Annotated in this window: 26 protein-coding genes and 1 tRNA gene; 13 read left to right on the forward strand and 14 right to left on the reverse strand. The window is 52.1% G+C overall.

Annotation, left to right across the window (positions count from 1 at the left end; all coding sequences use genetic code 11):
- Positions 1-3: 3 nt before the first annotated feature.
- Genes ABI361_13665 through rqcH form a run of 6 tightly spaced genes read right to left on the reverse strand, consistent with a single transcriptional unit; the run spans position 4 to position 7,158 of the window.
- Entirely contained in the window at positions 4-1,401 is a 1,398-nt protein-coding gene (locus ABI361_13665) for a V-type ATP synthase subunit B (protein MEO9321709.1), read from the reverse strand.
- 1 nt (position 1,402) lies between these two features.
- Positions 1,403-3,196, reverse strand: a complete 1,794-nt coding sequence (locus tag ABI361_13670) for a V-type ATP synthase subunit A (protein MEO9321710.1) — start codon at positions 3,194-3,196, stop codon at positions 1,403-1,405.
- Positions 3,197-3,201: 5 nt separating this feature from the next.
- Positions 3,202-3,816: a V-type ATP synthase subunit E family protein gene (locus tag ABI361_13675; protein MEO9321711.1), complete on the reverse strand. Its 615-nt coding sequence runs from the start codon at positions 3,814-3,816 to the stop codon at positions 3,202-3,204.
- 29 nt (positions 3,817-3,845) lie between these two features.
- Positions 3,846-4,484, reverse strand: coding sequence for a Mut7-C RNAse domain-containing protein (locus ABI361_13680; GenBank protein MEO9321712.1), 639 nt, complete (start codon positions 4,482-4,484; stop codon positions 3,846-3,848).
- On the reverse strand, positions 4,441-5,046 hold the full coding sequence (locus tag ABI361_13685; GenBank protein ID MEO9321713.1) for a CBS domain-containing protein: 606 nt from the start codon (positions 5,044-5,046) through the stop codon (positions 4,441-4,443). Before ABI361_13685 ends, ABI361_13680 begins: the two co-directional genes overlap by 44 nt.
- A gap of 24 nt (positions 5,047-5,070) precedes the next feature.
- Positions 5,071-7,158 carry a ribosome rescue protein RqcH gene (gene rqcH, locus ABI361_13690; GenBank protein MEO9321714.1) on the reverse strand — a complete coding sequence of 696 codons (2,088 nt, stop codon included), beginning with the start codon at positions 7,156-7,158 and terminating at the stop codon, positions 5,071-5,073.
- Between the two features lie 131 nt (positions 7,159-7,289).
- On the opposite strand from rqcH, the gene ABI361_13695 reads away from it, so the two are divergent.
- Both ABI361_13695 and cbiT read left to right on the forward strand, forming a co-directional pair.
- Positions 7,290-7,595 carry a hypothetical protein gene (locus ABI361_13695; GenBank protein ID MEO9321715.1) on the forward strand — a complete coding sequence of 102 codons (306 nt, stop codon included), beginning with the start codon at positions 7,290-7,292 and terminating at the stop codon, positions 7,593-7,595.
- A 50-nt stretch (positions 7,596-7,645) separates the two neighbouring features.
- A complete protein-coding gene (cbiT, locus tag ABI361_13700) occupies positions 7,646-8,233 on the forward strand; it encodes a precorrin-6Y C5,15-methyltransferase (decarboxylating) subunit CbiT (protein ID MEO9321716.1) in 588 nt (195 codons plus the stop codon).
- 19 nt (positions 8,234-8,252) lie between these two features.
- On the opposite strand, the gene ABI361_13705 is transcribed toward cbiT, so the two are convergent.
- The 3 genes from ABI361_13705 to ABI361_13715 form a co-directional block, all read right to left on the reverse strand.
- Positions 8,253-9,038 (reverse strand): site-specific DNA-methyltransferase, encoded by a 786-nt coding sequence (locus tag ABI361_13705; GenBank protein MEO9321717.1) that lies wholly within the window; start codon positions 9,036-9,038, stop codon positions 8,253-8,255.
- Positions 9,039-9,411: 373 nt separating this feature from the next.
- Positions 9,412-9,636 carry a hypothetical protein gene (locus ABI361_13710; protein ID MEO9321718.1) on the reverse strand — a complete coding sequence of 75 codons (225 nt, stop codon included), beginning with the start codon at positions 9,634-9,636 and terminating at the stop codon, positions 9,412-9,414.
- 428 nt (positions 9,637-10,064) lie between these two features.
- Positions 10,065-10,655 (reverse strand): hypothetical protein, encoded by a 591-nt coding sequence (locus tag ABI361_13715; protein ID MEO9321719.1) that lies wholly within the window; start codon positions 10,653-10,655, stop codon positions 10,065-10,067.
- A gap of 439 nt (positions 10,656-11,094) precedes the next feature.
- On the opposite strand from ABI361_13715, the gene ABI361_13720 reads away from it, so the two are divergent.
- Positions 11,095-11,631 carry a hypothetical protein gene (locus ABI361_13720; GenBank protein MEO9321720.1) on the forward strand — a complete coding sequence of 179 codons (537 nt, stop codon included), beginning with the start codon at positions 11,095-11,097 and terminating at the stop codon, positions 11,629-11,631.
- Here the strand turns inward: ABI361_13720 and ABI361_13725 are convergent.
- Positions 11,613-12,371, reverse strand: coding sequence for a TrmH family RNA methyltransferase (locus ABI361_13725; protein ID MEO9321721.1), 759 nt, complete (start codon positions 12,369-12,371; stop codon positions 11,613-11,615). The two genes, ABI361_13720 and ABI361_13725, sit on opposite strands and share 19 nt — an antisense overlap.
- Positions 12,372-12,494: 123 nt before the next feature.
- Here ABI361_13725 and ABI361_13730 point away from each other — a divergent pair, with 123 nt between their 5' ends.
- Together ABI361_13730 and ABI361_13735 are read left to right on the forward strand one after the other, a co-directional pair.
- Positions 12,495-13,400, forward strand: a complete 906-nt coding sequence (locus ABI361_13730; GenBank protein MEO9321722.1) for a class I SAM-dependent methyltransferase — start codon at positions 12,495-12,497, stop codon at positions 13,398-13,400.
- Positions 13,401-13,482: 82 nt separating this feature from the next.
- Positions 13,483-15,417, forward strand: coding sequence for a hypothetical protein (locus ABI361_13735; protein ID MEO9321723.1), 1,935 nt, complete (start codon positions 13,483-13,485; stop codon positions 15,415-15,417).
- An 11-nt stretch (positions 15,418-15,428) separates the two neighbouring features.
- Here the strand turns inward: ABI361_13735 and ABI361_13740 are convergent, their stop codons facing one another.
- On the reverse strand, positions 15,429-15,662 hold the full coding sequence (locus tag ABI361_13740) for a hypothetical protein (GenBank protein MEO9321724.1): 234 nt from the start codon (positions 15,660-15,662) through the stop codon (positions 15,429-15,431).
- 224 nt (positions 15,663-15,886) lie between these two features.
- Here ABI361_13740 and ABI361_13745 point away from each other — a divergent pair, with 224 nt between their 5' ends.
- The gene (locus ABI361_13745) at positions 15,887-16,477 is read left to right on the forward strand and encodes an ATPase domain-containing protein (protein MEO9321725.1); all 591 of its coding nucleotides are present in this window, start codon (positions 15,887-15,889) and stop codon (positions 16,475-16,477) included.
- Here the strand turns inward: ABI361_13745 and ABI361_13750 are convergent.
- Entirely contained in the window at positions 16,474-16,962 is a 489-nt protein-coding gene (locus ABI361_13750; protein MEO9321726.1) for a hypothetical protein, read from the reverse strand. The two genes, ABI361_13745 and ABI361_13750, sit on opposite strands and share 4 nt — an antisense overlap.
- 231 nt (positions 16,963-17,193) lie before the next feature.
- Between ABI361_13750 and ABI361_13755 the strand changes: the two genes are divergently transcribed.
- Positions 17,194-17,415 carry a hypothetical protein gene (locus ABI361_13755; protein ID MEO9321727.1) on the forward strand — a complete coding sequence of 74 codons (222 nt, stop codon included), beginning with the start codon at positions 17,194-17,196 and terminating at the stop codon, positions 17,413-17,415.
- A 20-nt stretch (positions 17,416-17,435) separates the two neighbouring features.
- Here ABI361_13755 and trxA read toward each other — a convergent pair whose 3' ends face one another.
- Positions 17,436-17,909 (reverse strand): thioredoxin, encoded by a 474-nt coding sequence (gene trxA / locus ABI361_13760; GenBank protein MEO9321728.1) that lies wholly within the window; start codon positions 17,907-17,909, stop codon positions 17,436-17,438.
- 70 nt (positions 17,910-17,979) lie between these two features.
- Between trxA and ABI361_13765 the strand changes: the two genes are divergently transcribed.
- The 6 genes from ABI361_13765 to ABI361_13790 all read left to right on the forward strand — a co-directional run bounded on the left by ABI361_13765 (position 17,980) and on the right by ABI361_13790 (position 23,101).
- Positions 17,980-18,456: a plastocyanin/azurin family copper-binding protein gene (locus ABI361_13765; GenBank protein ID MEO9321729.1), complete on the forward strand. Its 477-nt coding sequence runs from the start codon at positions 17,980-17,982 to the stop codon at positions 18,454-18,456.
- 50 nt (positions 18,457-18,506) lie between these two features.
- The gene (locus ABI361_13770) at positions 18,507-19,088 is read left to right on the forward strand and encodes a nucleotide exchange factor GrpE (protein MEO9321730.1); all 582 of its coding nucleotides are present in this window, start codon (positions 18,507-18,509) and stop codon (positions 19,086-19,088) included.
- Between the two features lie 144 nt (positions 19,089-19,232).
- Positions 19,233-21,104: a molecular chaperone DnaK gene (gene dnaK, locus ABI361_13775; GenBank protein ID MEO9321731.1), complete on the forward strand. Its 1,872-nt coding sequence runs from the start codon at positions 19,233-19,235 to the stop codon at positions 21,102-21,104.
- A gap of 92 nt (positions 21,105-21,196) precedes the next feature.
- A complete protein-coding gene (dnaJ, locus tag ABI361_13780; GenBank protein MEO9321732.1) occupies positions 21,197-22,306 on the forward strand; it encodes a molecular chaperone DnaJ in 1,110 nt (369 codons plus the stop codon).
- Between the two features lie 24 nt (positions 22,307-22,330).
- Positions 22,331-22,918: an archaeal heat shock protein Hsp20 gene (hsp20, locus tag ABI361_13785; protein MEO9321733.1), complete on the forward strand. Its 588-nt coding sequence runs from the start codon at positions 22,331-22,333 to the stop codon at positions 22,916-22,918.
- A 60-nt stretch (positions 22,919-22,978) separates the two neighbouring features.
- Positions 22,979-23,101 (forward strand) — tRNA-Leu (locus ABI361_13790).
- A 15-nt stretch (positions 23,102-23,116) separates the two neighbouring features.
- Here ABI361_13790 and ABI361_13795 read toward each other — a convergent pair.
- On the reverse strand, positions 23,117-24,355 hold the full coding sequence (locus tag ABI361_13795; GenBank protein ID MEO9321734.1) for a hypothetical protein: 1,239 nt from the start codon (positions 24,353-24,355) through the stop codon (positions 23,117-23,119).
- Between the last annotated feature and the right edge of the window lie 546 nt (positions 24,356-24,901).

Genomic DNA, 24,901 nt, shown 5'->3' on the forward strand with positions numbered 1-24,901 from the left:
TTGCTAACCCTTCTTGTCTGACTTGTAGTACTGCTTGACGTGCTTTTCCTTTATCTTGGTAAGCTCTCCCTCCGGAAGGCTGGAGAGAACCTCCCACGCCCTTCCAAGGGTCTCGTCTAGCGGCCTGTTTTCGTCGGGTGCCTGCTTCAGGAAGTGAGTTTCAAACATGTCGCCCGCGTCAAGGTATTTCAGGTCTACGCCGGTAAGCCCGGCCCTGCCGACGATTTCGGCCAGAGCCCTCACCTCCTGCGCTCTTGAATAGGCGTCATATAGCTGGTTGCCGACCTCCATGTGATCCGACCTTGTCTTGCCTTCGCCTACGCCGTCCTTCATGAGACGTGACAGTGACATGAGCACGTTTACCGGCGGGTAGATGCCCTTTCTAAAGAGGTCTCTTCCAAGGACTATCTGGCCTTCCGTGATGTAACCGGTCAGGTCAGGTATTGGGTGCGTAATATCGTCTGCAGGCATCGAAAGAATTGGAACCTGAGTTACACTTCCGTTCTTGCCCTTCACCCTGCCTGCGCGCTCGTAATTGTTTGCAAGGTCCGTGTACAGGTATCCAGGGTATCCCTTCCTGCCCGGCACCTCTTCACGGGCTGCGCTAATCTCTCGGAGTGCCTCTGCATAGTTTGTCATATCAGTCAAAATAGCAAGAACGTGCATTCCAAGTTCAAAGGCGAGGTATTCAGCAACAGTAAGCGCAACCCGTGGGGTGATAATTCTCTCAATCGCTGGGTCGTCGGCAAGGTTCAGGAACAGCACCGAGCGCCTGAGCGCGCCGGATTCCTCGAGGCTGCGCTTAAAGTATTGCGCTTCTGAGTACTGGACACCAATCGCGGCAAACACCACCGCAAAGTCCTCCTTTGTTCCGACCACCGCGGCCTGGCGCGCGATTTGCGCGGCAAGAATGTTGTGCGGCATGCCAGAGCCTGAGAATATCGGAAGCTTTTGTCCCCTGACAAGCGTAAGCATGCCGTCAATTACGGAAACGCCGGTCTGGATAAACGACGTCGGGTACTCGCGCCTCTCGGGGTTCATCGGCTCGCCGTTGACATCCAGGAACTTGTCTGCAATGGGCTCAGGCAGTCCGTCGTTTGGTCTGCCTAGGCCATCAAACACTCTCCCCAAGAGTTCCTGCGAAACTGGCATCTCCATCGTCCTGCCAAGGAACTTGGCCTTGGTGCCGGTTATGGTGAGCCCAGTTGTGCCCTCGAACACCTGAACCACTGCCTTTCCGAATCCGACCTCCAGGACCCTCCCGAGCCTGCGTTCTCCGTCTGCAGTCTGGATCTCTACGAGCTCGTCAAACGAGGCCTTGGTTATCCCGTCAATAATCATGAGTGGGCCCTTGATCTCTGCTACCTTGGTGTACTCTACGCCTGCGCTTGTGGAGGTCATTTCAGGCAGAGACCTTCACCTCCTGGACTTGTCCGGTGCCCAGCTTGCGGAACTGTTCATCAAGTGACTTATCAAGATCACCCAGCTTTGCAAGCTGGTCTTCTGGGATCTCGAACTTGGCCTTTAGAAGTGACGTTATGATTGGCATCGCCCGGATGTCTGCAAGGGGCGTTCCAGCCCGCAGCGCCTTGAGCGCGTCCCTGTGGAACTTGACCATAAGCTTGACGAGTTTTATCTGCTTCTCTGGACTGCAGTACGTGTCGACTTTGTCAAATGAGTTCTGCTGGAGTATGCCGATCTTTATCATCCTGGCGACTTCAAGAACCAGCTTTTCCTCGTCTGGCAGCGCCTCTGGTCCAAGCAGCCTTACGATCTCCTTCAGGGTGTCTTCTCTCTGAAGTGTGTGGTAGGACTCTGCCCTCAAATCGTACCATTCGCCGCTTACGTTCTCTTTCCACCACTTGGCGACATCCTCAAGGTAGCCCGAGTAGGACTGCATCCAGTTGATAGACGGGTAGTGACGCGAGTATGCTAGCCTGGTGTCAAGCGCCCAGAAGGTCTTGATAAATCGGATGGTGTGTGTAGTCACGGGTTCCGTAAAGTCAGCGCCTGATGGCGAGACTGCGCCCACTAGTGTCACGGAGCCGGCCCTGTTTGGTGAACCTAGAGCCCTTACCCTGCCTGCCCGTTCATAGAATTCTGCCAGACGCGAGGCAAGATATGACGGGTATCCCTCCTCTGCGGGCATCTCTTCGAGCCTGCCCGACATTTCGCGCAGAGCCTCGGCCCAGCGGCTCGTCGAATCTGCCACAAGAACCACGTCGTAGCCCATGTCGCGGTAGTACTCAGCCATGGTAACACCGGTGTAGATTGATGCTTCCCTGGCAGCCACTGGCATATTGCTGGTGTTTGCAACAAGAACAGTCCGTTCCATGAGCGGCCTGTTCGAGCGCGGATCTATGAGGTGTGGGAACTCGACTAGCACTTCGGTCATTTCGTTGCCGCGCTCGCCGCAACCTATGTAGACCACCACCTTGGAATCAGCCCACTTCGCGATCTGATGGAGCGTCACGGTCTTGCCTGTCCCAAATCCGCCGGGGATTGCACCCGTTCCCCCTTTGGCAATCGGGAAATAGGTGTCTATTACGCGCTGGCCGGTGATAAGCGGAACCGTCGGGTCGTAGCGTTCTGCATAAGGCCTTGGCCTTCGCACGGGCCACTTGTGGTACATTGCAAGGGGCGTCTTTAAGCCTGCCTTTTCTGTGGTAGCGACAATGTGGTTGATGTCATAATCGCCTTCCGATGCGATGTCGATCAACTTGCCTCCCTTGTGAGTAGGCGGCACGAGTATGCTGTGAATTACAAGCGGCGATTCTTCGACCGTGCCCAGCACGGCGCCCGCTGCTACCTCATCGCCGTTTTTGAGGGCAGGCTTGAACCGGTATTTCTTTTTCATATCAACCGGCGTTGTAACTACGCCACGCCCAATGAACGCGCCAGACTTTTCGGCAATTTCGTCAAGTGGACGCTGGATGCCGTCATAGATTTTGCCGATGATTCCGGGCCCTAGGAGCACAGACAGCGGCTGACCTGTCCCGACCACCTGCTCGCCCGGCTTGAGACCTGATGTTGACTCGTAAACCTGAATGAATGCAACGTCCCCTGTAAGACGAATGACCTCGCCAATCAGTTTCGAGTCGCCGACCTCAACGGTCTCGTACATTTTGGCACTGGACATGCCGTCCGCTTTAACCGCCGGACCGCTGACCCAGACAATGCGACCTTTTGCAACCATTTTCTCTACTCTCCTCTGAGCATCTGGGCTATATTTTTCCTTATTAAAGGTTTGAGCAGCTCTATTCGTGAATCAAGCGTGTTATCAAAACTCATCGAGCCGTCTGCGGACTTTGTCCTCGTGCCGCCAAGTACGTCAATATACTGATCCGACACTCGCGCCTTGAGCTTTGGGTTCTTCTTTTGCAGGTCCGCAACTATTTTCTTTATCAAATCAGAGTCGTTCTTGTTGCATTCGACAATAATTTCATTATAGCCTACAGCAGCTGCCGAGTCCTCTATCCCCTTTGAAACAAGCGCACGGTACCCGTCGCTCTTGTTAGAACCAGCCAGCTGGGAGCGGGCCTTTTCAAAAGCCTCGTTAACGCCGTTTTCAATCACCAGCAGCTCTTTGTTTCTGGTCGCAAGCCTGCTTGAACCGACGATCTGCCGCTTCAGGTTCTCTGCCTGTTTTTTTGAGGCCTCGATAATGCGCGCACGTTCAGATTCGAGCTTGCCGCGGGAAGCTTCGAGATTCGAAATTGAATCACGGTAAGCAGAATCGATAGTTGATACAAGTTCGGATTCCTTTTGAGACAAAACTTTGGTAATTGCTCGCTCAAGAGCAGAGCTTGTACTCATTAATCGGAACTCCTTTGACGAACAAGATTTTAACCTTTGGTTGTCTGTACACGCTTTCTACCATTGTTCTGCTTTGGACCCGAAGGGATGTTTTTTGCCCCGTTGCCCGCACCCAGTGCCGCAAGACGGGCATCAAGCCTGCCTGCAAGAACCGACAGGCGCTTGAAGTGCCCTCCGTGCCAGTATACCTTGCCGCATGAGGAACACTGATAGAATTTGTCGTGCCTTGCAAGCAGGGGAACAGGGACCAGACCTTCTACCTGGGAAGGGTTTCTGTTCTCAAGAAGCCCGTTGCACGTCGAGCAGCGCGAGCCGGCTGAATTGCCTGGATCACCGTCGAGCGCGATTGATTTTACTCCGGCCTTGGCAAGAATATGAAGCAGATCTTCAAATTCGTTTTTGCAGTCCACAAGCACGCCGGGCCTGTTGCTTGCAACGATTCGCTTGAACAGCTCCCTGTCCGCAGTAAGGATTGTCCGGGCTTCGGCCTCACCGACCCGCATTACCTCGTCGTCATGTGTATGCGCAAGATAGGCGGTGTCAAAGCCAAAGGCGCGAAGTTTTCTCGCAACGCTTCCTAGCATAGCGTCCGCAAGAAACCTAGGCGGAGCCTGTTGAGACTGCTTATGAGCTGTCTTCAGAGGCAGATTCGCCCCTGCATACCTCACAGATAAAGCGCCCTTCGTCGTACTGCAATAAATCAGACCACTCGCTGCACTCGTCGCAATAGCCAGAGACTTTGGTCGAGGCCCGGGCCATGCCAAGCTCGCCCCTGATAATTGCGGCCTTTTCAGACACCACGTCGACAAGCTCGGGCGTAACCGCAATGACATCGGATGAAGAAATTATTCCGACGAGCCGGTTCTTGTAAACTACGCCGAGGCGCTTGATGTTGTGTTTCCGCAAAAGCCTCGCAGCCTCGGTAATGCTTTCCTCGCCCTCTATGGTGTGCAGTTCCTGCATTACATCCTTCGCCAGTATCTTGCTTGGGTTGTCACCCTTTGCCACACCGAGCGTAACGATGTCCCAGTCCGTAACTACGCCCGCCGGCTTGCCGTCGGCTCCCATGATCACAATGCTACCAATCTTCTCTTCTTTCATTTTGGCCGAGATGTCCTTGATGCTGTCCTTTGGCTCTGCGGTAACTACAGGGCTGTTCATGATGTCCCTGACAAGAACTCGCGTGGTCATGTTCGCGTCGGCGTGTTCTCTGGCGGGCTTCTTTACCACAGACAGGTACTCATTTTAATTGCCTTAATTACTTTTTGTGGAATCAGGCTGGCTGACTTGGTCCTCCATATCCTTGGGCGTCAGTCCTTGCCCCCTAGCAGCAAATGAGATTCTTGACTGGCCCGTCGGGAGAGTACGGACAAAGTCGTCCAGGCTAATTTGCTTGATTATGTCCGCCAGGTCCTCTGGCGCGCTTGCTTCCCCGGCAGCGTCCGCGCCTAATTTTTTTTCGTGCGACGCCAGAGCTACTAGTTCCGCCTTGGCCTTTTTGGCCGCGCTCATTGGATCCATGCCGCCCTGCTGAAGGACTGCATAGTAAATCGAGCGCGCCTTTACCGCGGACTGGGGCCCGCAGACAAGCGCGTACCTGTCTGCCGTAGCGACAATTCCGATCGCAAGCCTGATCTCCACGCCTTTCAGGTAGTTGCGCTTGCCTTCGATTACAAACGACCCCTTGGGAAGAAACTGACCGGTCGGGGCGCCCTTTTTTATCTGATCCGGCGAGACCCAGTAGGCGTCAGCACTTGTGAGCCCGTCTTTCCAGGCGCGGCTAAAGCCCACCGTGGCCTGAGCGACTTCATTTAGGCTGGCACTTATCTGCTCCGCGGCGGCCTGTCCGGCTGCGTTCTTGACTATGAAAAACGGAGACCCATGAACCTCAGCGTGGAAAACGATGTCGTCCTCGGTCAGGTGCTTTCTAACCAGCGCCGAGTTTGATGAAGCGTCGCGGCCTCCTATTGCAAGGTAGCCCTCTGTCGTCACAAACCATCGATAGCGCTCGTACCATTCTTTGCTTGACTGCTTCTGGACAATTACCTTCTTGTGAATCGCCGAAGTCTTGCTGCGGAGCTTGGCAATTTGCTCTGAAATCTTGGCGCGGGCCTCGTCTATCGAGGCGCTCCCCCTCTCGAGTTCCTTGGCCCGTGCAAAAAGAAGCGACGCGGTCTTGGCAAGGTTCTGCTGCAGCGGGACTTGCTGGTCGGATATTTCGATGTATTCTACTCCCTTCTCGCTTACCGTTCTTGCCAAGTGAGCACTGAGAACTTGCTGGAAATTGCCGTCATCGGATTCAGAATTACCCTGCATATAGGAAAGAGTCATCAGCTCGCCGGCTAGCTTCCTGATTTGCTCCGCCTTTGCGTTCACCGCATCCTTTGCCTTGTTCTGCTCGTCAAGGTCGTGCTCTAGTACCGCGATCTGCTTGTCAAGCTCGACCGTCTTGCTGCTTCGGCCAAGATCGAGTATTTCAGTGCTAAGCACACTATCGACCGCTTCCATAAAAGTATCCACGCGCGTGAATGGCAGCTTGGCGGCGGCCTGCGTGATTATTGGGAGTGCGTCAACCGGCTTGCTGGAACCGCCGCTCTCCTGCATTATTACGATTGGCTCGTGGTTCCGTCCGGTGCTTATGTCCGTTACAAGGTCTGTGACCACTTCGTATATGCGTGCGATTTCGTCTGCGGTGAGGTCTTCGACTTTCTTTGTATGGTCAAGGCCGGCCCGAAAAGCCGCCTCTTCGACGAACTTTTTGGGCATAGAGGTGCTGCGTCCGATCCAGCGAAGAATGTCCAGGTTTTTGGCTTCTTTTTTGAGCGACTTTAGCTGTTCAAGGGTGAGCTGAAAAACGTCAGTGCCCTTTGACGGGGGAAGAGCGTACCGGAGGCCTACCGCGAGCGTTCTGTGACGGACCTCGATTGAATTGAGTATCGACAGGATTTGCAGGTTTTCATCGCAAACGAGCAAGTTCCCGTCTCCGAAAAATTCCACTATTATTTTTCTGGCGCGACCGTCCAGCTGCCTGAAGGTAAGTATGACGATTCTTTCGCTGCCGGCCTGCTCAATGGATTCCAGTTTTGCCCGCTCTATCTCGCCGCGGAGCGAACTTTCAAGAGACGAGCTTGTTTCCTCTATCTGCTTGAACTTCAGTTTGGTAGTCCAAATTCCCCTGACCGAGAGGACCAATATGATGTCCTCCTGAGTCGGATGGTGAAGCCTGAGCAGAATCGAACTTCTGGTTATACTGTTGATTGCGCTTACATAGTATCCGGTGTTTGCGGCCTTTGATGCAATCTGGCTCACTATGTAGCGAACTTCAACCCCTGATAGCTCCACGATATTCAATGCCAAGTACTTTGCCGTAAATATTAAGTAAAAAGCACGGTATTTCTCGGCGGCTGAGCAGAACGCATTATTTTTCCAACGTGCCGCAAGGATTTTTACAGGCTACAATTTTAGAACATCAATTGCAGAAGCTGGACAGGGTCTACTATATGCGATCAGCAATAGGCGTGATCGCAGGTTTGGTAGCGGGCCTTGTTATCATGCCAGGTTTTGATCAGGTCACAGCAGTCGCCATCGCGGTCGTGATCGGGATCGTGTTTTACATCATTTCCCTCGTAGTCGCACGCGCTACTGCAAAGGACCTGCCAAAGGAAATGAACAAGAAAGTCGCAACTGACGGCCTGATACCGTACATGTTCATGCTCATTGTGTTCATGATAGTCATGTATACCGCCCTTCATCAGGGAAGCATTACACCTCTGAAGTAGCCCGCAGCCCGGCGACAGAAATTATTAGGGCGAGATTCCCACTGCCTGATGTGTGGGACTTTCGGACGCCGGGGATTTCTGACGAGTTGTTTGAGCGGACGGAACAGGTTCCGATAACAAAAGAGGACGTCAGGGCGATTGTAATTAGCAAGCTGCGGCTCAAGGAGGGATTTTCCGCGATTGATGTCGGCTGCGGGAGTGGCAGCATAACGGTCGAGCTGTCCATGCAAACTGCGCCAAACGGAATAGTCCATGCTATCGACTTTGACCAAAACGCCGTGGAGCTTACAAAGCGCAATATTGAAAAATTTGGCGTTAGGGCAAACGTGTTCCTTGGCAAGGCACAGGACTTGCTGCCCACGCTGCCATCCGTCGAGGCCGTTGTCGTCGGTGGCACGTGGGGAGACACACGTCAGGTAATAGCCCTTGCTGCAAGCCGGCTAAAGCCAGGCGGCCGAATCGTAATCGATACTATCCTCATTGAAACCGTGTATCACGCGCTTGCAGCCATAAGCGAACTTGGTCTCGAAGACATCGACATAACCCAGGTGACGATTTCAAAAGCGAGAAAGGTCGCGACAGGCACAATGATGCTTGCCCGAAACCCCGTAACAATTATCGCCGCAACGAAGAGGTAAGAGTGAGCAACCGGATCTCTTATCTTGTCTTTGAGAGCCGGGCCATTGCAAAGTCAAGGTAGCTCTTGTCAATATCAAACCCGACAAATGAACAGGAGATTGAATCCGCGGCTACGGCCGTAGAGCCGATGCCGCAGAACGGATCGGCTACAAGACGCGCCTGTCCGTGAAGCCGTATGCACATCTCGGGAAGTCTTACCGGAAACGTAGCAGGGTGTGGGCGGCTTGCTCTATCCTGTATGGTTTCATAGGGAATAAACCACGTATTTCCCCTGTCGCGCCTGTCTGCCAGCGCTTTCTTCCATCGGCCGATATTGCTCTTGTCCTGGTATGGTACTCCTGTTGCAAGCTTGTCCAGTTTTCTCGTCCCGTTCTTGGTGAAGTGAAAAATGTACTCATGGCAATCGTTAAGAAAGCGCGCACTTGAAACCGGCTTGAAATGGCCGACTGCGATGTCGCCGGAGATGTTTGGGTAGTTACCGGCATCGGTTTTGGAAATTGCGATTGACTTTATCCAGTGGATCACGTTCTGCAGAGAAAAGTGTCGCCTGAGCCGGCTCGCAACGTCAAGTGCAATCCACTGGTCTGACGGCCTGTTTCCTACGTTAAGAAACAAGGACCCGTCGTCGGCAAGGACGCGCTTTATTGCCACCCCGGCCTGCTCTATCCAGTCAAGGTAGGCCTCGCGCGGGAGGCTGTCCCTGTAAGCGCTGTAGGCTACTCCTATGTTGTAGGGAGGAGAAGTGACAACAACATCGACGGAGCGCTGCTGCAATACCTGTTCAAGTCCTGAAACGCAATCCATGTTGTAAAGTGAAATGGAGTGACTGCCTCTATCCAGGACCGCGTAGGGTTTTATCGCGCACACCAATTGTCTGAGCATTCGCATGGCACGATTTATCCCTACCGGAATATTCTGTATAATTCTCCTGAAACAAAGGCATTTGCCGTTTAAGAGATTCATTGTGCATTGAATTGCACGTAGACATTGGCGGATCTATTAGCGGACGGGGAGAAAGGTCTGAAATCGTCCTGTCTCCATCAGTGCAGAAGATGCGGCATAATTTATGATTGCCATCAGTCGGTGTGCGGCATGCCTTTTGACAGCGGGCGCTGCTCTGCATGCGCATACTTGCCTGCTAGCCTCATGAGCGGACAGGCTGCCTAGCGTCCAGCAATTACGTGCGCTTGATCGTCGGGTGCTGAACGTCGTTCTGCAGTATTGGAAGATGGGTGAGATTATCGCTGCACAGCGGGCATCTGGCAATGCTGTCGCTCTTTGTTGAGGAGGCTGACCAGAAGCAGTAGTCGCAAATAAGAAACTCGCGCACTGTTGCTGGAGTATCAGAGGAAAATTCATCCGACGGGCCGCAGGCCTCAATCTCTTCTAGTAAGCTCGGCATCCTGAGCAATGTTGAGCCTAAAATATTAAGGATCTGTGGTGAGTTGTTACGCTTCATAGTATGCGCAGAATGGTATAGAACTCGCAGGTTCCTGAACTGCAGGAATCAGATCATGTGTTCAGCATGGCGAGAGAATAGCAGTTGAGTGTAAGATCCATAATAATGTCATATAGCAAGACACCCCAGACCTTTTATGCGCTCGCTATAACAAAGCCGACATGAGCAATGTAGCCGCGGTACGGCCGCATATCCAGAATGGATTTAATTTACTGGGAGCAAGAGCACAAAGAGATTCCGCGCCGCCAAAATGTGCAGGCTGTGGCATGCTAGAAAATGTCGCCCCGTCGGTCATCGCTGAAAGAGCTCCGTACTTTTGCATCCGATGCTGCAACTACTTGGACACTAACGGCGCGATTTCAGCATAGCGACTAGACGCTTGACACCCTAGCCCTCTGGCCTTCAATCCACAAGTAAAGCGGAAGCGAGATCTTTCCTAGGTGGTCAAACCTTGCTTTCTCTGGATGACCATATTTTTCAAACCATGCGGGAAGCACAAAATCGGAGACCTTGACCCCATCAATTTCGTAAATGTACTTTGAATCGCGGGAACATGGTTCGCAAACTTCCTGCTGGTAGAGGTCGTAGCCTGTCCTGGAGGGTATCATTGCGTACAAGTTGCCGCCGGGGTTGGCAAGCATTTCCAGAATCTCCTGGCTCGCCATGACAGTCCACTCCAGCCCGTCTGCAGCAATGCTCTCAAGGAACAATCGTGCCTCCGGCACTGAGTCACGGTTGATTACATGATACGCAGGGTTATCCGTCTCGCTCTTGTCTGATGAAATAGTTATCCACCAGGTCCCGCTCTCCAGTTGCTTGCCTTCCGACCAGATTTCAAGCTGGGCAGTCCTGCCCCATGCAGGGGCAAAATGCTCGTTTACCTGTCGCTCAATTGCCGCACGCGCCTTTTCAACTGCATCATACTCGAGGGTGCTGTAATTGACAATGCAGATCTTTACCAACCCGGTGGATTTCTCCGCTCAATGAATTAAACATAGTGGATATGGCACTAGTTTCATAACACAATGTAGTATTAGAAATCTTTCAAAATTAGGAATGTTGATGGCGCTTGGCGATTCTGCATCAACGACCTAGTCCAGCCCTTGCCGTCAAAGTCGGTGTTTTCTTTCGATGCAGGTTTGTTTCCGTCGCCGCCAAGCGCCAGCGTCAAGCGTCAGTAGTCGGCGATTTCATCTGCTTATAATTAGAGATTCTTGCATAAAAGGTTTGTGGGGTTATACTTTGCCATGAAAATGACGCCTTCCGTACAGTATATTGCATATTACAGACGCGTTATTGTAATTCCTATCAGCGCTCTGGCTAGATTTATTTTCTAGCAGATTTGCTTGTGCCAAGGCTGTTCGGACTAGGTTTATGAGAAGCCGGAGCAGTTCAGCTTGTATGCCAAAATTGCTCGTTCAGAACATCATTTCCCGTCGCTTGGCCTCTGGAGGCTGCAGCAGGCTTCTTTTGGGTGACGGAATAACCACGCAGGACTTTTCCGTCGCCAGGATACCAGGGCTGATTGAAGGAATGTCAGTTGGCGCGAAGGAAATAAAGCGCGAGCTCCCTGCGATGGGTGCTGCCATTAGCGTGGCAAAGAACCTTGACGAATACGATTACCGCATTTGCCTACAGGTTCAGTCAATGGCTGACTCGCCCGCAAAGCTGGAACTGCAAAAACACAGGATAGCCGCGGTCGCATCCTTTTCAAAGTTAGTCGAACTCGTAATTACCCGCGATCAGGAGGCTCTGGTCAAATGGTCTAGTCTTGCCGGGAGACTGCTCGAGTCGGCCTCTGAGACGATGCTAAAGGTCACGACCAACCCGAAAATGAACATCGTTCCGGGCAGAATCAGAGAGGCTATGGAGTTCTTTGGAGTTCCCGAGGAGGAGGTTGAAACCTCACTCATGGCCTTTTACGGCATGTCCAGGTGAGGCTTTTGTACCGTCGCGCGATCTATCGCAAGCAGGCATTTTCGAAATAGCGAGACCAGCAGCATAACATCCTTGGTGTTGGGAGAAGCCCTGACAATGATCCGGCGCGCGGCATGGTCCAGCAGTCTCTTCTTGTGATCATCGTAGCCGCTTGCATCTGCGGCCTTGCCCACATAGCTCAATAGTAGGTCCAGGTCCTTTTTTGTTGCAGGGTCTATCCTTTTTTTGGTCGGCGGGGTTGCGTCGCTGACCGTGTCATGCTTGGAGATTTCGTACAAGAGAATCGCAAGGGCATGGGCTATGTTCATTGTTCGGTATCGGGTGCCAGTTTCAATTGAAGTGACGATGTCGCACAGAGCCAGCTCCGCGTTGTTGAGGCCCGACGCTTCCCTTCCAAGCAACAGACAGACCCTCCTCTTTGATTGCACGAGGTTGCTGACCATTAAGGCGCATTGCTCCGGACTTGTCCTTGCACGCAGCACGTTGAGCCTGCTTGTGGCATAGATGGCCGTTGTCCCAAGCAACAAGTCACATCTTTTTTTCAGCTGGCCCACCGAGTTAAGGCGCTCCGCGTTTGAGAGTATCTGCTTTCCATGTGTAGAGTACTTTACTGCCTCATCGCTGTCAAACGAGGGATTCACCAGGTACAGCCTGCGCAGCCCAAAGTTCTTCATGAGCCGTGCCACGTGTCCGACGTTGACAGGATACTGGGGTTCTACCAGCGCAATTGAAAGAGGCACTCCTAGACTTCTCGGGCGGAACCTTGTACTTCGAGATATAATACTGTGCCCGGGCTGTAAAGGGCCGTCCTCTTCACTCCTTGGTTTATATCAAGAAGCCGACCGAGTTCGCAGCAGCTGGAATTGGCAAGAACTGGGCTTGGGCCTCTAGATATTGTGCGCTGGACCTTCAGGCGCGGAGGCAGTGACATTGTGAAACTCTACGATGCCCTTGCGCCCCTGATGCAGCTGGCTACCGGAGGCGATATGCTCAACTTTGGTCTATGGCAAAAGGGCTCGACTTTTTCTCCCCGTGAGGCTCAGGACAGCCTTTGCCTCATGATAGGTGAGCTCGCAGAGATGGGCTCAACTCCCGGAGTGGTGGTTGACCTAGGAAGCGGCCTGTGCGCGCCGGCGCTCAAATGGAAATCACACTATCCCCACCAAGAGATTTGCTGCGTCAACATTAATTTCAGTCAGCTTGCCTATGCAAGGAGGCTACACTCGGCGCTGCCTTCCGGCGGTCAGGGGGTCGTTTCCTCTTTTTCAGATACTGCGCTCTCAATGGTCAATTCAAACGCCTCTGAGCTGCCATTCGCAGACTCGTCAATAAGCAGGCTAATTGCGCTCGAGTCGGCGCAGCACTTTAGGCCGTTTGCGCAGTTTGTCAGAGAATCCGAGAGGGTGCTTGCCCCCGGAGGGCTTTTGGTGATTGCAATCCCGATACGGTCTAGAAAATGCAATTTCCTGCGGCTTGGCATGCTGTCCCTGACATGGTCCTCAGAACACTACACCGGCGAGTTTGTTAGAACAGCAATTCAGGGCGGCAGCCTTCAGATAGAGTCCTACACGAGCATCGGGCGGAGCGTATACCAGCCACTGGCTGAATACTATGTGCGGAACAGGAATACGCTGAGAGGGAGGATTTTACAGCGATATCTTCCCGTTGTCGAGTGGCTCCTGTATCGGTCTATTTTGAAGATGAATGCGCTTTCAAGGGAGGGAATGATAGACTATGTGCTGATAAAAGCTCGCAAGCGCTCTCTGTAGCAGCCTCGTTGACACTTGCTGCATATTTTCTATATAGATACGCGCAGGGAAGTTTATTGCCCCCGTTTCAAGAAGTAGGCGCGTGCCAGTAAATTCTTCTATGATCTTTTCATATGTGTCGCTAGCTGCGGTTGCTATTACAATCTCGCTTGTAATGGTCTCGGGTCATCAGCTGGTCGGCGCGACGGATACGGATGCCAGCAGCAGAATGGTTAACCTGACAATTTCAAGCACAAGTATTAACAGGACGCAGGTAATGCTTCCACCTCAAATTGTCGCCTATACTCAGATTCACATAAGCAACACGCTGAGTGTTGCAGTTCCGGGTCCCTTTGAGCAATTGGTGCATGTAGACAGCTCCAAGTTATTTCCAAACGAGGCACCCAACCTGCAGAACATCGAGTTCTTTGACGTACACGGAAACGTGATTCCAAGCTGGATGGAGTCAGGAAATAGCTATGCCTCAAAGGACACCGTCTACTGGCTAAAGCTTGCAAACGGAATAGCTCCAAGCTCGACCGTAGCAGTATACATGGGGTTTGCGCCGACAAACGTCAACTTGCTCAACAACCTCACGACTGGCGAGGCGCCGCAACTGTCGCAGGTGTACGGTCAGTACGACAACGGGAAGAACATCTTTAGGTACTATCAGCGATTCGGAGGGCTTGGATCACTGCCGTCCGGCTGGAGCGCAATCGACTCCACGGGGAATGTTTCAAGCTCATCCGCTTGCCAGCCTGCATTCAGCCCCGACCACGCCTCGATTAGCTCCAACTCCAGTCTTTCCTGCGGCATATACGCGGACTCGGATGTACTGCGCACAAGCGACTACCCGCTTGTAGTTGACATGTTTGGGTCATTGTATTCAATCGGGCAGGGAAATTATTCCCAGATGGGATACTACACTGACGCCCCCGCGATTTCAAGCGAGCTTGCAGGCCGGGGTGCGACTGCTTCTTATGCGCTCAAGGTCCCGGGATATATTCCGGGTTCCGGCTCGCCGACTGGCATCCGCCTGGTGAATAACGGACCAGAGTACCAGACAGACTATGTTGATTCGAATTCGAACAAGGTATATTCCATCTACGTTTCAAACTTTCACTCAGCCACGCTGATGACTGGCTATATTTCCCAGTACACATCTGACAAGCTTGGTCAGGGCAGCTTTGCCGAACTTGCGATCACCACCCACGGCTCGGGGTCGCAGCAGTTCCCGGCCAGGATTTACTGGCTCGATTCCCGAGCCTATCCTCCACAGGGCGCTATGCCGATGGTGTCTCTGGGCGCAACTTACTACAAGAGCACCACTGCACTACAGTGCGTTCCTTCAAAAATAATCCTGGGCTCCTCTGTCAGGTGCACGGCCACAGTTTCAGGTTATTCGCCCAACCAGGCAAACCCTCTTTCAACCCAAGTGTATCCAAACGGGACGATAACATGGTCCGGCGACGAGCAGCGCGCCTTCTCGCCCTCGTTTGTGTGCAAGCTTGCAAACGGAACCTGCTCGGTGGTTTTCGCTCCGACCAATGTTCTAGCAACCTCTGTAGTAGCAGCCTACAGTGGTGACGTGTTCAACGACAGGGGTAGCACAGTCTATTCGCTTGGAATTGACAGGGCTCATACCGTCATGTCGGCATTCTGCCTCCCATCGCCGGTGCCTGCAAACTCGACTACAACGTGCAATGCCGTTATCCGCGGCATTGCACCTAGCGGGCCGGTTATCTTCACCACGTCCAGCCCCACAGGATCGTTTACTCCGTTAGGCGGGCAATGCGTGATATCAGTCTGGGGCTGCTCGATTGGATACAGCGACACGACAGGCGGGCCTGCAAACATCACTGCATCCTACACGGGCGATGTGAGCAACATGCCGGCTTCAGCAGGAACTACGCTTACCATAACCGGCTCGACCAACGTCCCAGAGTTTCCATTCAGCACCCTGTCACTTGTAGCTGCAATCTCCTCGATGGTGGCGATCCTAGCCGTCGTGAGGGCAAGGCGTCCTGAAGAGAATTAGCTTGAAAAAGGCTAGAACTGATGCGACTCGAACATCATGGGGTTCGTCTCGGTTGCAAGATGGTCCGCTTCGGCGTGAGTCCTTGCCGCCTTTGAAATTAGCTTTGCAACATAGCCGTCAATCCCGAGAGTTGCAGCCAGCTCGGAAGGCGAGATTTTTGCCAGCGCATGCAAGGTAAATCCGTGTCTGATTAGGGCGTCCTTGATGCCGTTTGCCAGATCCAGTGTATGTATACTTGCACGCATGTCAAGTATCGCTTTACAGGACTTGCATTAAAGCAGATGTGCGGATATTTCGAGAGGTTTGTACCAGAAGTTAAGACGCGGAATGGTCTTTTGCAGGCTGCGGATTATTTTGATTATATAATTATCGTCTATATTGTTCGCATAGAAGATTATTGACCCACACTTGAACATTTAAGAACACCTTTAGGGCAGTTTTCAACAAACAACGTGAGAACGCTGCATTGATGGGACAGCTTGCCAAGAACATCTTGGGTGGGACTACGATAATCGAAGAAGATGTTCGGTCTGTCAGCAGCATATTTTCTAAACAAATCGCAAGCCTGGCGCTTTCAAGCGGAAAAAAGGTGGCATACCTGACGACTGGTTTGAAGCAGGACATTGTCGACTCGGCCAAGGTCTTCAGGTTTGAGCTTGATGGATGCGTCGAGGAGCTGCGCACAGAAATGTTCAGCCTATCATCACACCAGAACCTGAGGGAGGCAGACCTGATAATCATTGACTCGTTCTCTGTGTACATCTTTAGCAAGACCGAGGCAGAAATAGTGGAGCTTATCACAGAAATCTGCAGGGCCTCAAAGGAGGGCAAGAGCTTTGTGCTCACATATGAGGCGAGGATGCTCCCGAGCACCATCGACGCCTACATCAAGTCGGTGGTTGACACGATTATTACCATCAAGGCTGACTTTGTCGGCAGCAAGATAAACAGGCTGATTTTTGTGCAAAAGATCCGTGGGGGCAAGCCGTATGACAAGCTGGTCAAGTTCACCGTCGAGAACGACGGCATCCAGATTGACACGAGAGAACTTATCGGCTAGCCCTTGAGGTTGTCGAGCACGTGCTCCAGCTCAGGGTCGCTGGTCAGTTTTTCCATAAAACCCTTTACTATCTGCCGGGTTGTCCGCTGTGCGGCGCCTTCGCCCCTGTGCTGGACATTTACTACGTACTCGTAGACAAAAGGGCTGATGTAAATTGAGCAGACGTCGGCGACCCAGGAGAGCAGGCTTGTGGTTGTCTGGTCTTCAAGTATAGCCTGTCTCTTTTCCTCAAACATCCTGCCGATTATCCTTACGTTGTAGAGGTGTAGCTTTTTGCCTGTGTTCTTGTCTATTCCTGTGAAAAGGATCGACTCCCGCTCGTCGTAAACAAGACCGAAGGAGGCGCTTGAGGGGATCTTGACGTGCCGTGACTTTTGAGAATACGCAAACACTTCGTCCATGAGGGCCTTGAGGAGTGCGTAGAACCTCTTCGTGCCCTCCTCCTTTTCCTGAGCGCTTGGCCTTTTGCCTAGGAGCCCGACCACGGTCTATGACAAGGGGCAGATGGTGAAATGCCGATAAAAACATGGCGCCCGCGGCGGAGGCGCTGGCCTTGAGAGCATGGATACAAAACTGTAATATATGCGACTTTGGGTGAAAAAGGAGTTAGAAGTTTTCCGAACCAATCGTGGCAGTAGTCCATTTCAATGATTTTACCAGACTATTTGAGAAAGTTGACTATTGGTTCTAAGTATCGTCCTCAAACTATCTCAACAATGACAGCAATCATGTCACTCCACCAGGAATCCGCAACATCACGTGGCAACTTTACGACCGGTCAGAGCTGGGGAGCATTGAGGAAGGCTTGGAAGGGTTACAGGATCGCCAAGGTTAACGGCGACAATGGTAAGATGAAGGAATATGCCCTCAAGATCCGCAAGCTTCAAGGCGAACTGGGAATAAGCGTTGCATCATTTCCGCACCTAGGCCTAAACTAAGTGCGGAAAGCCCACCTTTTTCAACTATAAAACGACGCCTGTGCGCCGCCAAGCTGCTGTTTGAGCTTGTTCTCTATTTGCCCCTTTGGCAATGCACCTATCATTACATCTACTGCCTTGCCATTCTTGAAGATAATCATTGTCGGGATGCTCTGAACGCCAAAGCTACCTGAGACAAGCGGGTTCTCGTCGACGTTTAGTTTTCCAAATACGACCCTTCCTTCATATTCGTGCGCTAGCTGCTCGATTATGGGTCCGACCATCCTGCAAGGGCCGCACCAGGGCGCCCAGAAATCCACAAGCAATACAGGGTATTTTGCCAGCTCGGTTGCAAAGTTATGGTCCGTGAGCACGACCGGGCCGGTCGGCGCAGATGCCCTAGCAGCTGCTTGGCGCTGAAGTTCTGCCAGCTTCCTGCGGTTTATTGCTTCTATTTCCGCGTCTACGTCTCCTGAAACGGGCGGTTCCATAAGGCGAGGAACTATCGTCAGCATGTTCTATAATCGTTTTGAGGTATCGTGCGAAGCATTAAAAAGTCCCAGACCGACCAGCCTATGTGTTAGTATGGCGAACAACGCCGCTGGCATCGCATTGACGGCCTTTATTGTTGCTGTTGCGGTAAGTTTCGGCTATTACCAGTTCCTGTATCTTCCTGAGGCAAACGCAAAGCCTGTTCTCCCAAGAGCCATAACAGATCCGACTGATACCACCAAGGTCACGATTGTCCCCGGCGCATCCGTCCAGTCAAACACACGCAATTTCGAACCCAAGGACGCCAGGGGCGCTATTGGCCTAGCAAACAGGGTGACCTGGACAAACACCGACAACGTTCCTCATACAGTCACGTCAGACGACCACTACAAGGATGCATACAGTGGCTCGTTTAACAGCCTTGACCAGCAGGACAACGTCCCGGGCGGATACCTTTTGCCTGGCAAGTCGTTTACCTTCGTCTTTACCAAGGTAGGTACCTACTCTTACCACTGTGAGCCCCATCCGTGGATGCAGGCAAAGGTCGATATCATAGAGAACTTTGCATAGGCTGGAAGGAAATTTTTTTATTATCTTTGCACGAGCGAGAACTGACGGGCTTGGAAGAGAACGACGAAGTTGAGATAGTAGAAGGGCCTGAGGAAGAGCGTGAAACAATTGCCGTCGAGGCAAAGGACGAGGAAGAGGCAGAGGCCTTGAAGTCCGAGCTTCGGACCGTCAGGGAGGAGCTAAAGAAATCAAAAGAGCTGGCCGACTCGAACCTCAGCAAGGTGAAGTACCTCATGGCCGATTTTGACAACTATAGGAAGCAGATGGACAGGCACCTTGCCTCAAAAGTCGAGTCTAACAAGGCAGAACTCCTCCTAAAGTTCGTCAACATACGGGATGATTACATCAGGGCGCTTGGCGTGGCAAAGCAAAAGAAGGTTGACTTGGTGGTTGTTGAGGGGCTGGAGGGAATACTGAAGAACATTGACTCGCTCCTGGCGTCTGAGGGCGTCGTCGAGATAGAGGCCGCAGGCACGCCTTTTGACCCGAACGTCCACGACGCCATTGCTTTTTCCCATAGGGCAGACGTACCGGAAAACACTGTCACCTCCGAAATCAGGAAGGGGTACATGCACAAGGACAAGGTGCTGCGCCCAAGCATGGTCGAAATTTCACGCAGGCCTTCCCACTAGGTATGGACGAAAGCCAGCAGGACGACAGCCGTTTTGTGGAAATAGTGTTGCCTCGTTCAGCTATTATGCAACAACCCGAAAGATAATTAAAAATAACCATATTGCGACTAGAAGGACGGACTTTAAAACTAGGAGCACAAGAAAATGGGCAAAATAATAGGTATAGACCTTGGAACTAGCAACTCTGCGGCCGCTTCCATGATTGGGGGCAAGCCGTCAATTATCCAGGCCGCCGAAGGGACCTCAGTGGGGGGCAAGGCGTTCCCATCCGTTGTGGCATTTACCAAAGACGGTCAGCTTATCGTCGGCGAGCCTGCACGGCGCCAGATGATTTCAAACCCCGAAGGAACCGTAATTGCGGCAAAGCGCAAGATGGGGACGGACTTTAAGTTCAAGGTGTACGGCAAAGAGTACACCCCCCAGCAAATCTCTTCCTTTATACTCCAAAAGATAAAGCGCGACGCCGAGGCATTCCTTGGCGAGACCGTTGACAGGGCGGTTATCACCGTCCCCGCGTACTTTAACGACAACCAGAGGCAGGCGACAAAGGACGCAGGCGACATCGCGGGGTTAAAGGTCATTAGAATAATCAACGAGCCGACTGCCGCATCGCTTGCTTATGGGCTTGACAAGGCAAACAAGGACCTGAAGATAATGGTTTTCGACCTTGGCGGCGGGACGCTTGACGTTACCATCATGGAAATGGGCGGGGGCGTGTTTCAAGTAAAGAGCACTTCCGGCGACACCCAGCTTGGAGGAACAGATATGGACAACGCCCTGGTAGAGTTTGTCGTCCAAGAGTTCCGGAAGCAGTCGGGCATCGACGTCAGAACCGACAAGGCCGCAATGATGAGAATCCGCGAGGCCGCCGAAAAGGCCAAGATAGAGCTTTCAAACGTCGTCACTACTGAAATCAACCTGCCGTTTCTTGCATACGACCAGAGCGCGGGTCCCAAGAACCTTGTGCTTCCGCTGACGCGTGCAAAGCTAGAAGAGCTTTTGAGGCCGATAATTGAGCGCTGCAGGCAGCCCATGATGCAGGCCCTGCAGGACGCCAAGCTCACTGCCGCAGAAGTTGACAAGATAATCCTAATCGGCGGCCCGACGAGGATGCCCATGGTAAGGCAGTTTGTCGCCTCGGTCACAAACAAGGAGCCGGAGCGCGGCATTGACCCGATGGAGGCTGTGGCGATGGGCGCGGCTATTCAGGGCGCGATTATCTCGGGAGACGTTTCAACTGACATACTCCTCGTGGACGTAACGCCGCTGACGCTTGGGGTGGAGGTTCTTGGCGGGCTAAAGGAGCCGCTCATAGAACGCAACACCACGATTCCCACAAAGAAGAGTAAGGTCTTTACAACTGCCGCAGATTACCAGACGGCCGTCACGATTCATGTCGTGCAGGGCGAGCGTCCAATGGCGTCCGACTGTGTGTCACTTGGTATGTTCAACCTCTCGGGCATTCCCCCGGCGCCAAGAGGCGTTCCTCAGATCGAGGTGACTTTTGACATCGACGCCAATGGGATACTCAACGTGGCGGCAAAGGACCTTGCAACCCAGAAGGAAGCCAAGATAACTATCACCGCGAACAACAAGCTTTCAAAGGATGAAATCGACAAGCTAAAGCGCGAGTCCGAGCAGTTTGCAGATGCGGACAGAAAGAAGAAGGAGGACGCAGAGCTCAAGAACGAGGCGGACAACCTTGTCTATGCGGCCGAAAAACTGGTCAAGCAGGATCTCAAGGACAAGGTCAAGCCGGAGCAGGCTGAGAGGATAAACAAGCTGTCACAGGAGATAAAAGACGCCCTTGCGGCAAACAACTCAGAGACTGTCAGGGCGAAGATTCAGGAGCTCAAGACAGCGCTAGGTGAAGTTAGCGCCGAGGCTTACAGGAATGCGGGAGCAGATCAGAGTCAGCAGCCAGGTTATGGCCAGACTGGACCGGAAGCAGGCCAGTCCTCAGCAAGCTACAGCGAGCCTGGCGCGGCAAGCGCCGGGCCAAACCCGTCGCCATAGCAGTCAGATGAGGCGAGCAGTGGCCGGGTCGCCTATACAGATATACTTCAGGCTTCCCCTTCTGATCGCTCGGGCTGCTAGGTGGAACATAAATGAGCAACAATAAACGCGACTATTACGAGGTTCTCGGCCTTCAAAAGAGCGCAAGCAAGGACGACATAAAGAACGCCTATCGCAAGCTCGCGCTGCAGTTCCATCCCGACAGGAACAAGGCTTCCGGGGCGGAAGAAAAATTCAAAGAGATTTCAGAGGCGTACGCCGTCTTGTCGGACGACGAGAAGCGCAAGCGCTATGACACGTACGGCCAGGTGGGAAGCGAGGAAGTGTTCCGCGGCTCCGAGTCCAACTTTGACGAGGTGTTCCGCGATATGGGCTTTGGCGGGTTTCGCGATATTTTCGATCAAATGTTTCGGGGGGGTGGGGGTTTTGGAGAAAACCTTTTTGGATTTGGAGGGGGCCAGCAGCGCAAGGGCAGGGACATTGTACTTGATGTAGACATGTCGCTGGAAGACGTGCTCCGGGGCCGCAAGCACGAGGCAGAGGTCCCGCGCCTTGAGAAATGCGGGACATGTGCAGGGTCTGGAGCGGCGCCCGGCTCAAAACCCCGGAAATGCAGCGTCTGTGACGGGCAGGGGCAGACGAGGAGGGTTTACAGCCAGAACCGCTACTCGACGTTTGTGACGCTTGAGCCCTGCAGGACATGCAGGGGCCAAGGGCAGATAATTGACCGGCCATGCGAGGCATGCCGCGGATCCGGCAGGGCACGCAAGCTTCGCAAGATAAAGCTCGATATCCCGGCGGGAGTCGAGGACGGCATGGCGCTTCAGGTTCGCGGCGAGGGCGAGGTTTCAGAATCCGGGATTCCCGGCGACCTTGTGGTCAGGATTCACGTCAAGCCAAACCCGGTGTTTGAGAGAATAGAGGACGGCCACCTGCTCTACAACCTTGAAGTGAAATTTACGGACGTTGCGCTTGGAAGCGAGCTCAAGGTTCCCACACTTGACGGCCACGGCGAAAAGGTAAAGCTATCACCAGGCACTCAGCCAAATACCATAGTCAGGCTCAAGGGCAAGGGGCTGCCGAGGTACGGCAGCTTTGGCAGGGGCGACCAGCTTGTTCGCGTCAATGTTAAGGTTCCAACAAAACTCAGCGACAGGCAAAAGTCGCTCCTAAAGGAGCTTGACAGGGAGCTCGAAGTTTAAATATAATCTCGGCTGATAAACCATATGTCCTCACCGTTCGACGAGTTTTTCGGAAGAAGAAGGAGACGCGACTCCTGGTTTCCAGACATTGACGAGATGATGAGAGAGTTTGACCGCAACTTCCAGAACATGTTCAAGAACTTCGAGCAGCAGATCCCAAAGAATCTCGTCAAGGAGCGCAAGCTGGACGACGGGTCGGTAGTTAGGGAGACTGGCCCCATAGTGTGGGGATACTCGGTGAAGATAGGACCAGACGGCAAGCCTGTTGTCCGCAAATTCGGCAACATTGACGCTTTTCCAAACATGCTTGGCGGAGGAGTCGCTGTAAAGGAGGAACGCGAGCCTCTCATTGACGTGATAAAGGGAAATGACGACCTGAGGGTGGTCGCAGAAGTGCCGGGGGTAAGCAAGGACGACCTCCGCGTCAGCGCGACGGAGAGCAACGTCACAATCGAGTCGGTTACCGGCGAGCCGCGCTATCACAAGCGCGTCGAACTGCCGGAGCAGGTGGACCCAAAGACTGCCAAGTCCAGCTACCGTAACGGGATACTCGAAGTATCGTTCAAGCTGAAATCAACCGGTTCCGGCGGAATTCCGATAAACATAGAGTGAGTGCCCGTCCAAGCAAGAATATATTATTATTCCAGTCGACCGGATAGCAGCTGAATTCCTGCGGGGGTTGCCAAGCCCGGTCAACGGCGTGAGATCAGATTATTCTGACACGATGCTCAGACGTCAACGGACTGGGTCACCTCATCCCTTAGGGGTTCGTGGGTTCAAATCCCACCCCCCGCACTGTTTCACGGATTCCTATTTGCTGGTTCTCTTGATAAAATACTTAACCACAACGAGAATACCCAATACCACTACCGCGACAATAATCGCAAAGTTTAGCGGGAAATTGAAAATGTAGACGGAGTCTAACATTCTGGCATTGTTCGTTTCACTAAACGAATCCATATCGGGATGTATGGCAATTACTTGACCCGGCTGAGAGACGGGGGGTTCGGAGGCATATGTTACCGCGAAAGCCGTACCGGTCGTGGGATTGGCAGCCAGCCCTTTATAGTCATGCGCAAGCTTTTGAATTATCACTCTGCCCTCAACAGCTAAGCGTTGGCCGTCAACGACGGTTAAAGTAAAGGCACTTACGTCTCTGCTGTAGTCAATTACTAACACCCGGTTTGAGTTTAGATCAATTGCAATGTGATTTGGGAGATTATTTACAGGAATTTTCGATTGGATAATAAGTTTCGATGCATCCATAACTAGAATAGCGCCCACTTGACGCAGGTCATTCACATCCTTAGTCGCGTTGTATAAGAAATCAGAAACAAAAATTGTTCGTGTATCAGGGTTGAGTGCAAGCCCATTGGCCGTGCTATCTAGAACCACACTATTCACAAGTGAGCCATTTATGGCACTTATGGAAATCAGTGAAATCGGACCTCTGCCTGTTCCATCGCTAGGCTCTTTATCCGAGTGAACGAGAAGATATAGCAAGCCTGAATTTGGATCCGATTCGAGATCGATAGGGTCTTTGAAGCCCCCTTCGCCATAGTTTATCTGGCTAATTTGATTACTTGTTCTACCATCAAGAACCGTTATAGTGCTACTGTGAGATGGAATTTGATAGTACTCATCCGCAATAAGATAGACCCTGCTGTGATACTGGTCAATAGCACCAATTTTGAGACCGGGGAAAGTATGCGTGATATTTCCTGTTGCTAAGTCAATAATTTTCGTGTCGACGGGCCTTTGATTCGAAGGTGTTTTGATGCTCTCATATTCAGTGCTGACGTAGAGCCTATTGTTTGTATAGTCAACGGCAAGCGCAAAAGGACAGTATGCACCAAGCTCAATCGATGATTTGAGTGAGAGGGGAGAAGTCTTGTTGCCATCGTCGTGCATTTCAAGTATTTTGTTTGGATAGTAACATTGAGCCACGTAAACGTTGCTAGTTTTGGGGTTTACAGCTACTGCATTGATTATGTCTGAAAGCGGGTATGGGATTGAATACTCGCTGGATTTTTGAATGGTTGCAGACAAACATGTAATTGTAATTAGAAGAATCAGAAAAAGATTAAACAATTTGAATCGAGACTGTCGATGAAAGATGTCGCAATGATCAGGTGAGCTCGAGTGCAATCCATACCTGCAATTAAATCTCAATTCAAACGGTCCAGAAGTACGCCTACGTATAAGTTCAATCATATTCAGTTCAGGTCCAACAAGATAGTAGAGTTGTTTGAGCTGGAAGCCTGAGCAGCCGCATTGAATGAGCAGGGAGCTTTAGCTGAAGTACTGAATTGCAGTTGCGAAGCTGAGAACAAGGCAACTACTGAAAGAAGCAAAACGAACCTGTAATATCGCTTCCCAGACAATTAGCTGCTCAGTTGGCTTTGTCTTAATAATTCTCGCTGGGGCACTTTTTACCACTTTAGGTCAGATGCTGATCTATTTTTCTATGATCTGTTTGTGAAATAATTACTAGTAAAAACGAGTTGAAATCCCACCCCCGCACTGTTTTACTATCAAGTCTTTTTGACAACCCTCTTCTAACTATGAGCATAGGATGGCCGTCAAAGGCAAGCA

Origin of the sequence: Nitrososphaera sp. (assembly GCA_039938515.1) — an archaeon.
Classification (GTDB): Archaea; Thermoproteota; Nitrososphaeria; order Nitrososphaerales; family Nitrososphaeraceae; genus Nitrososphaera.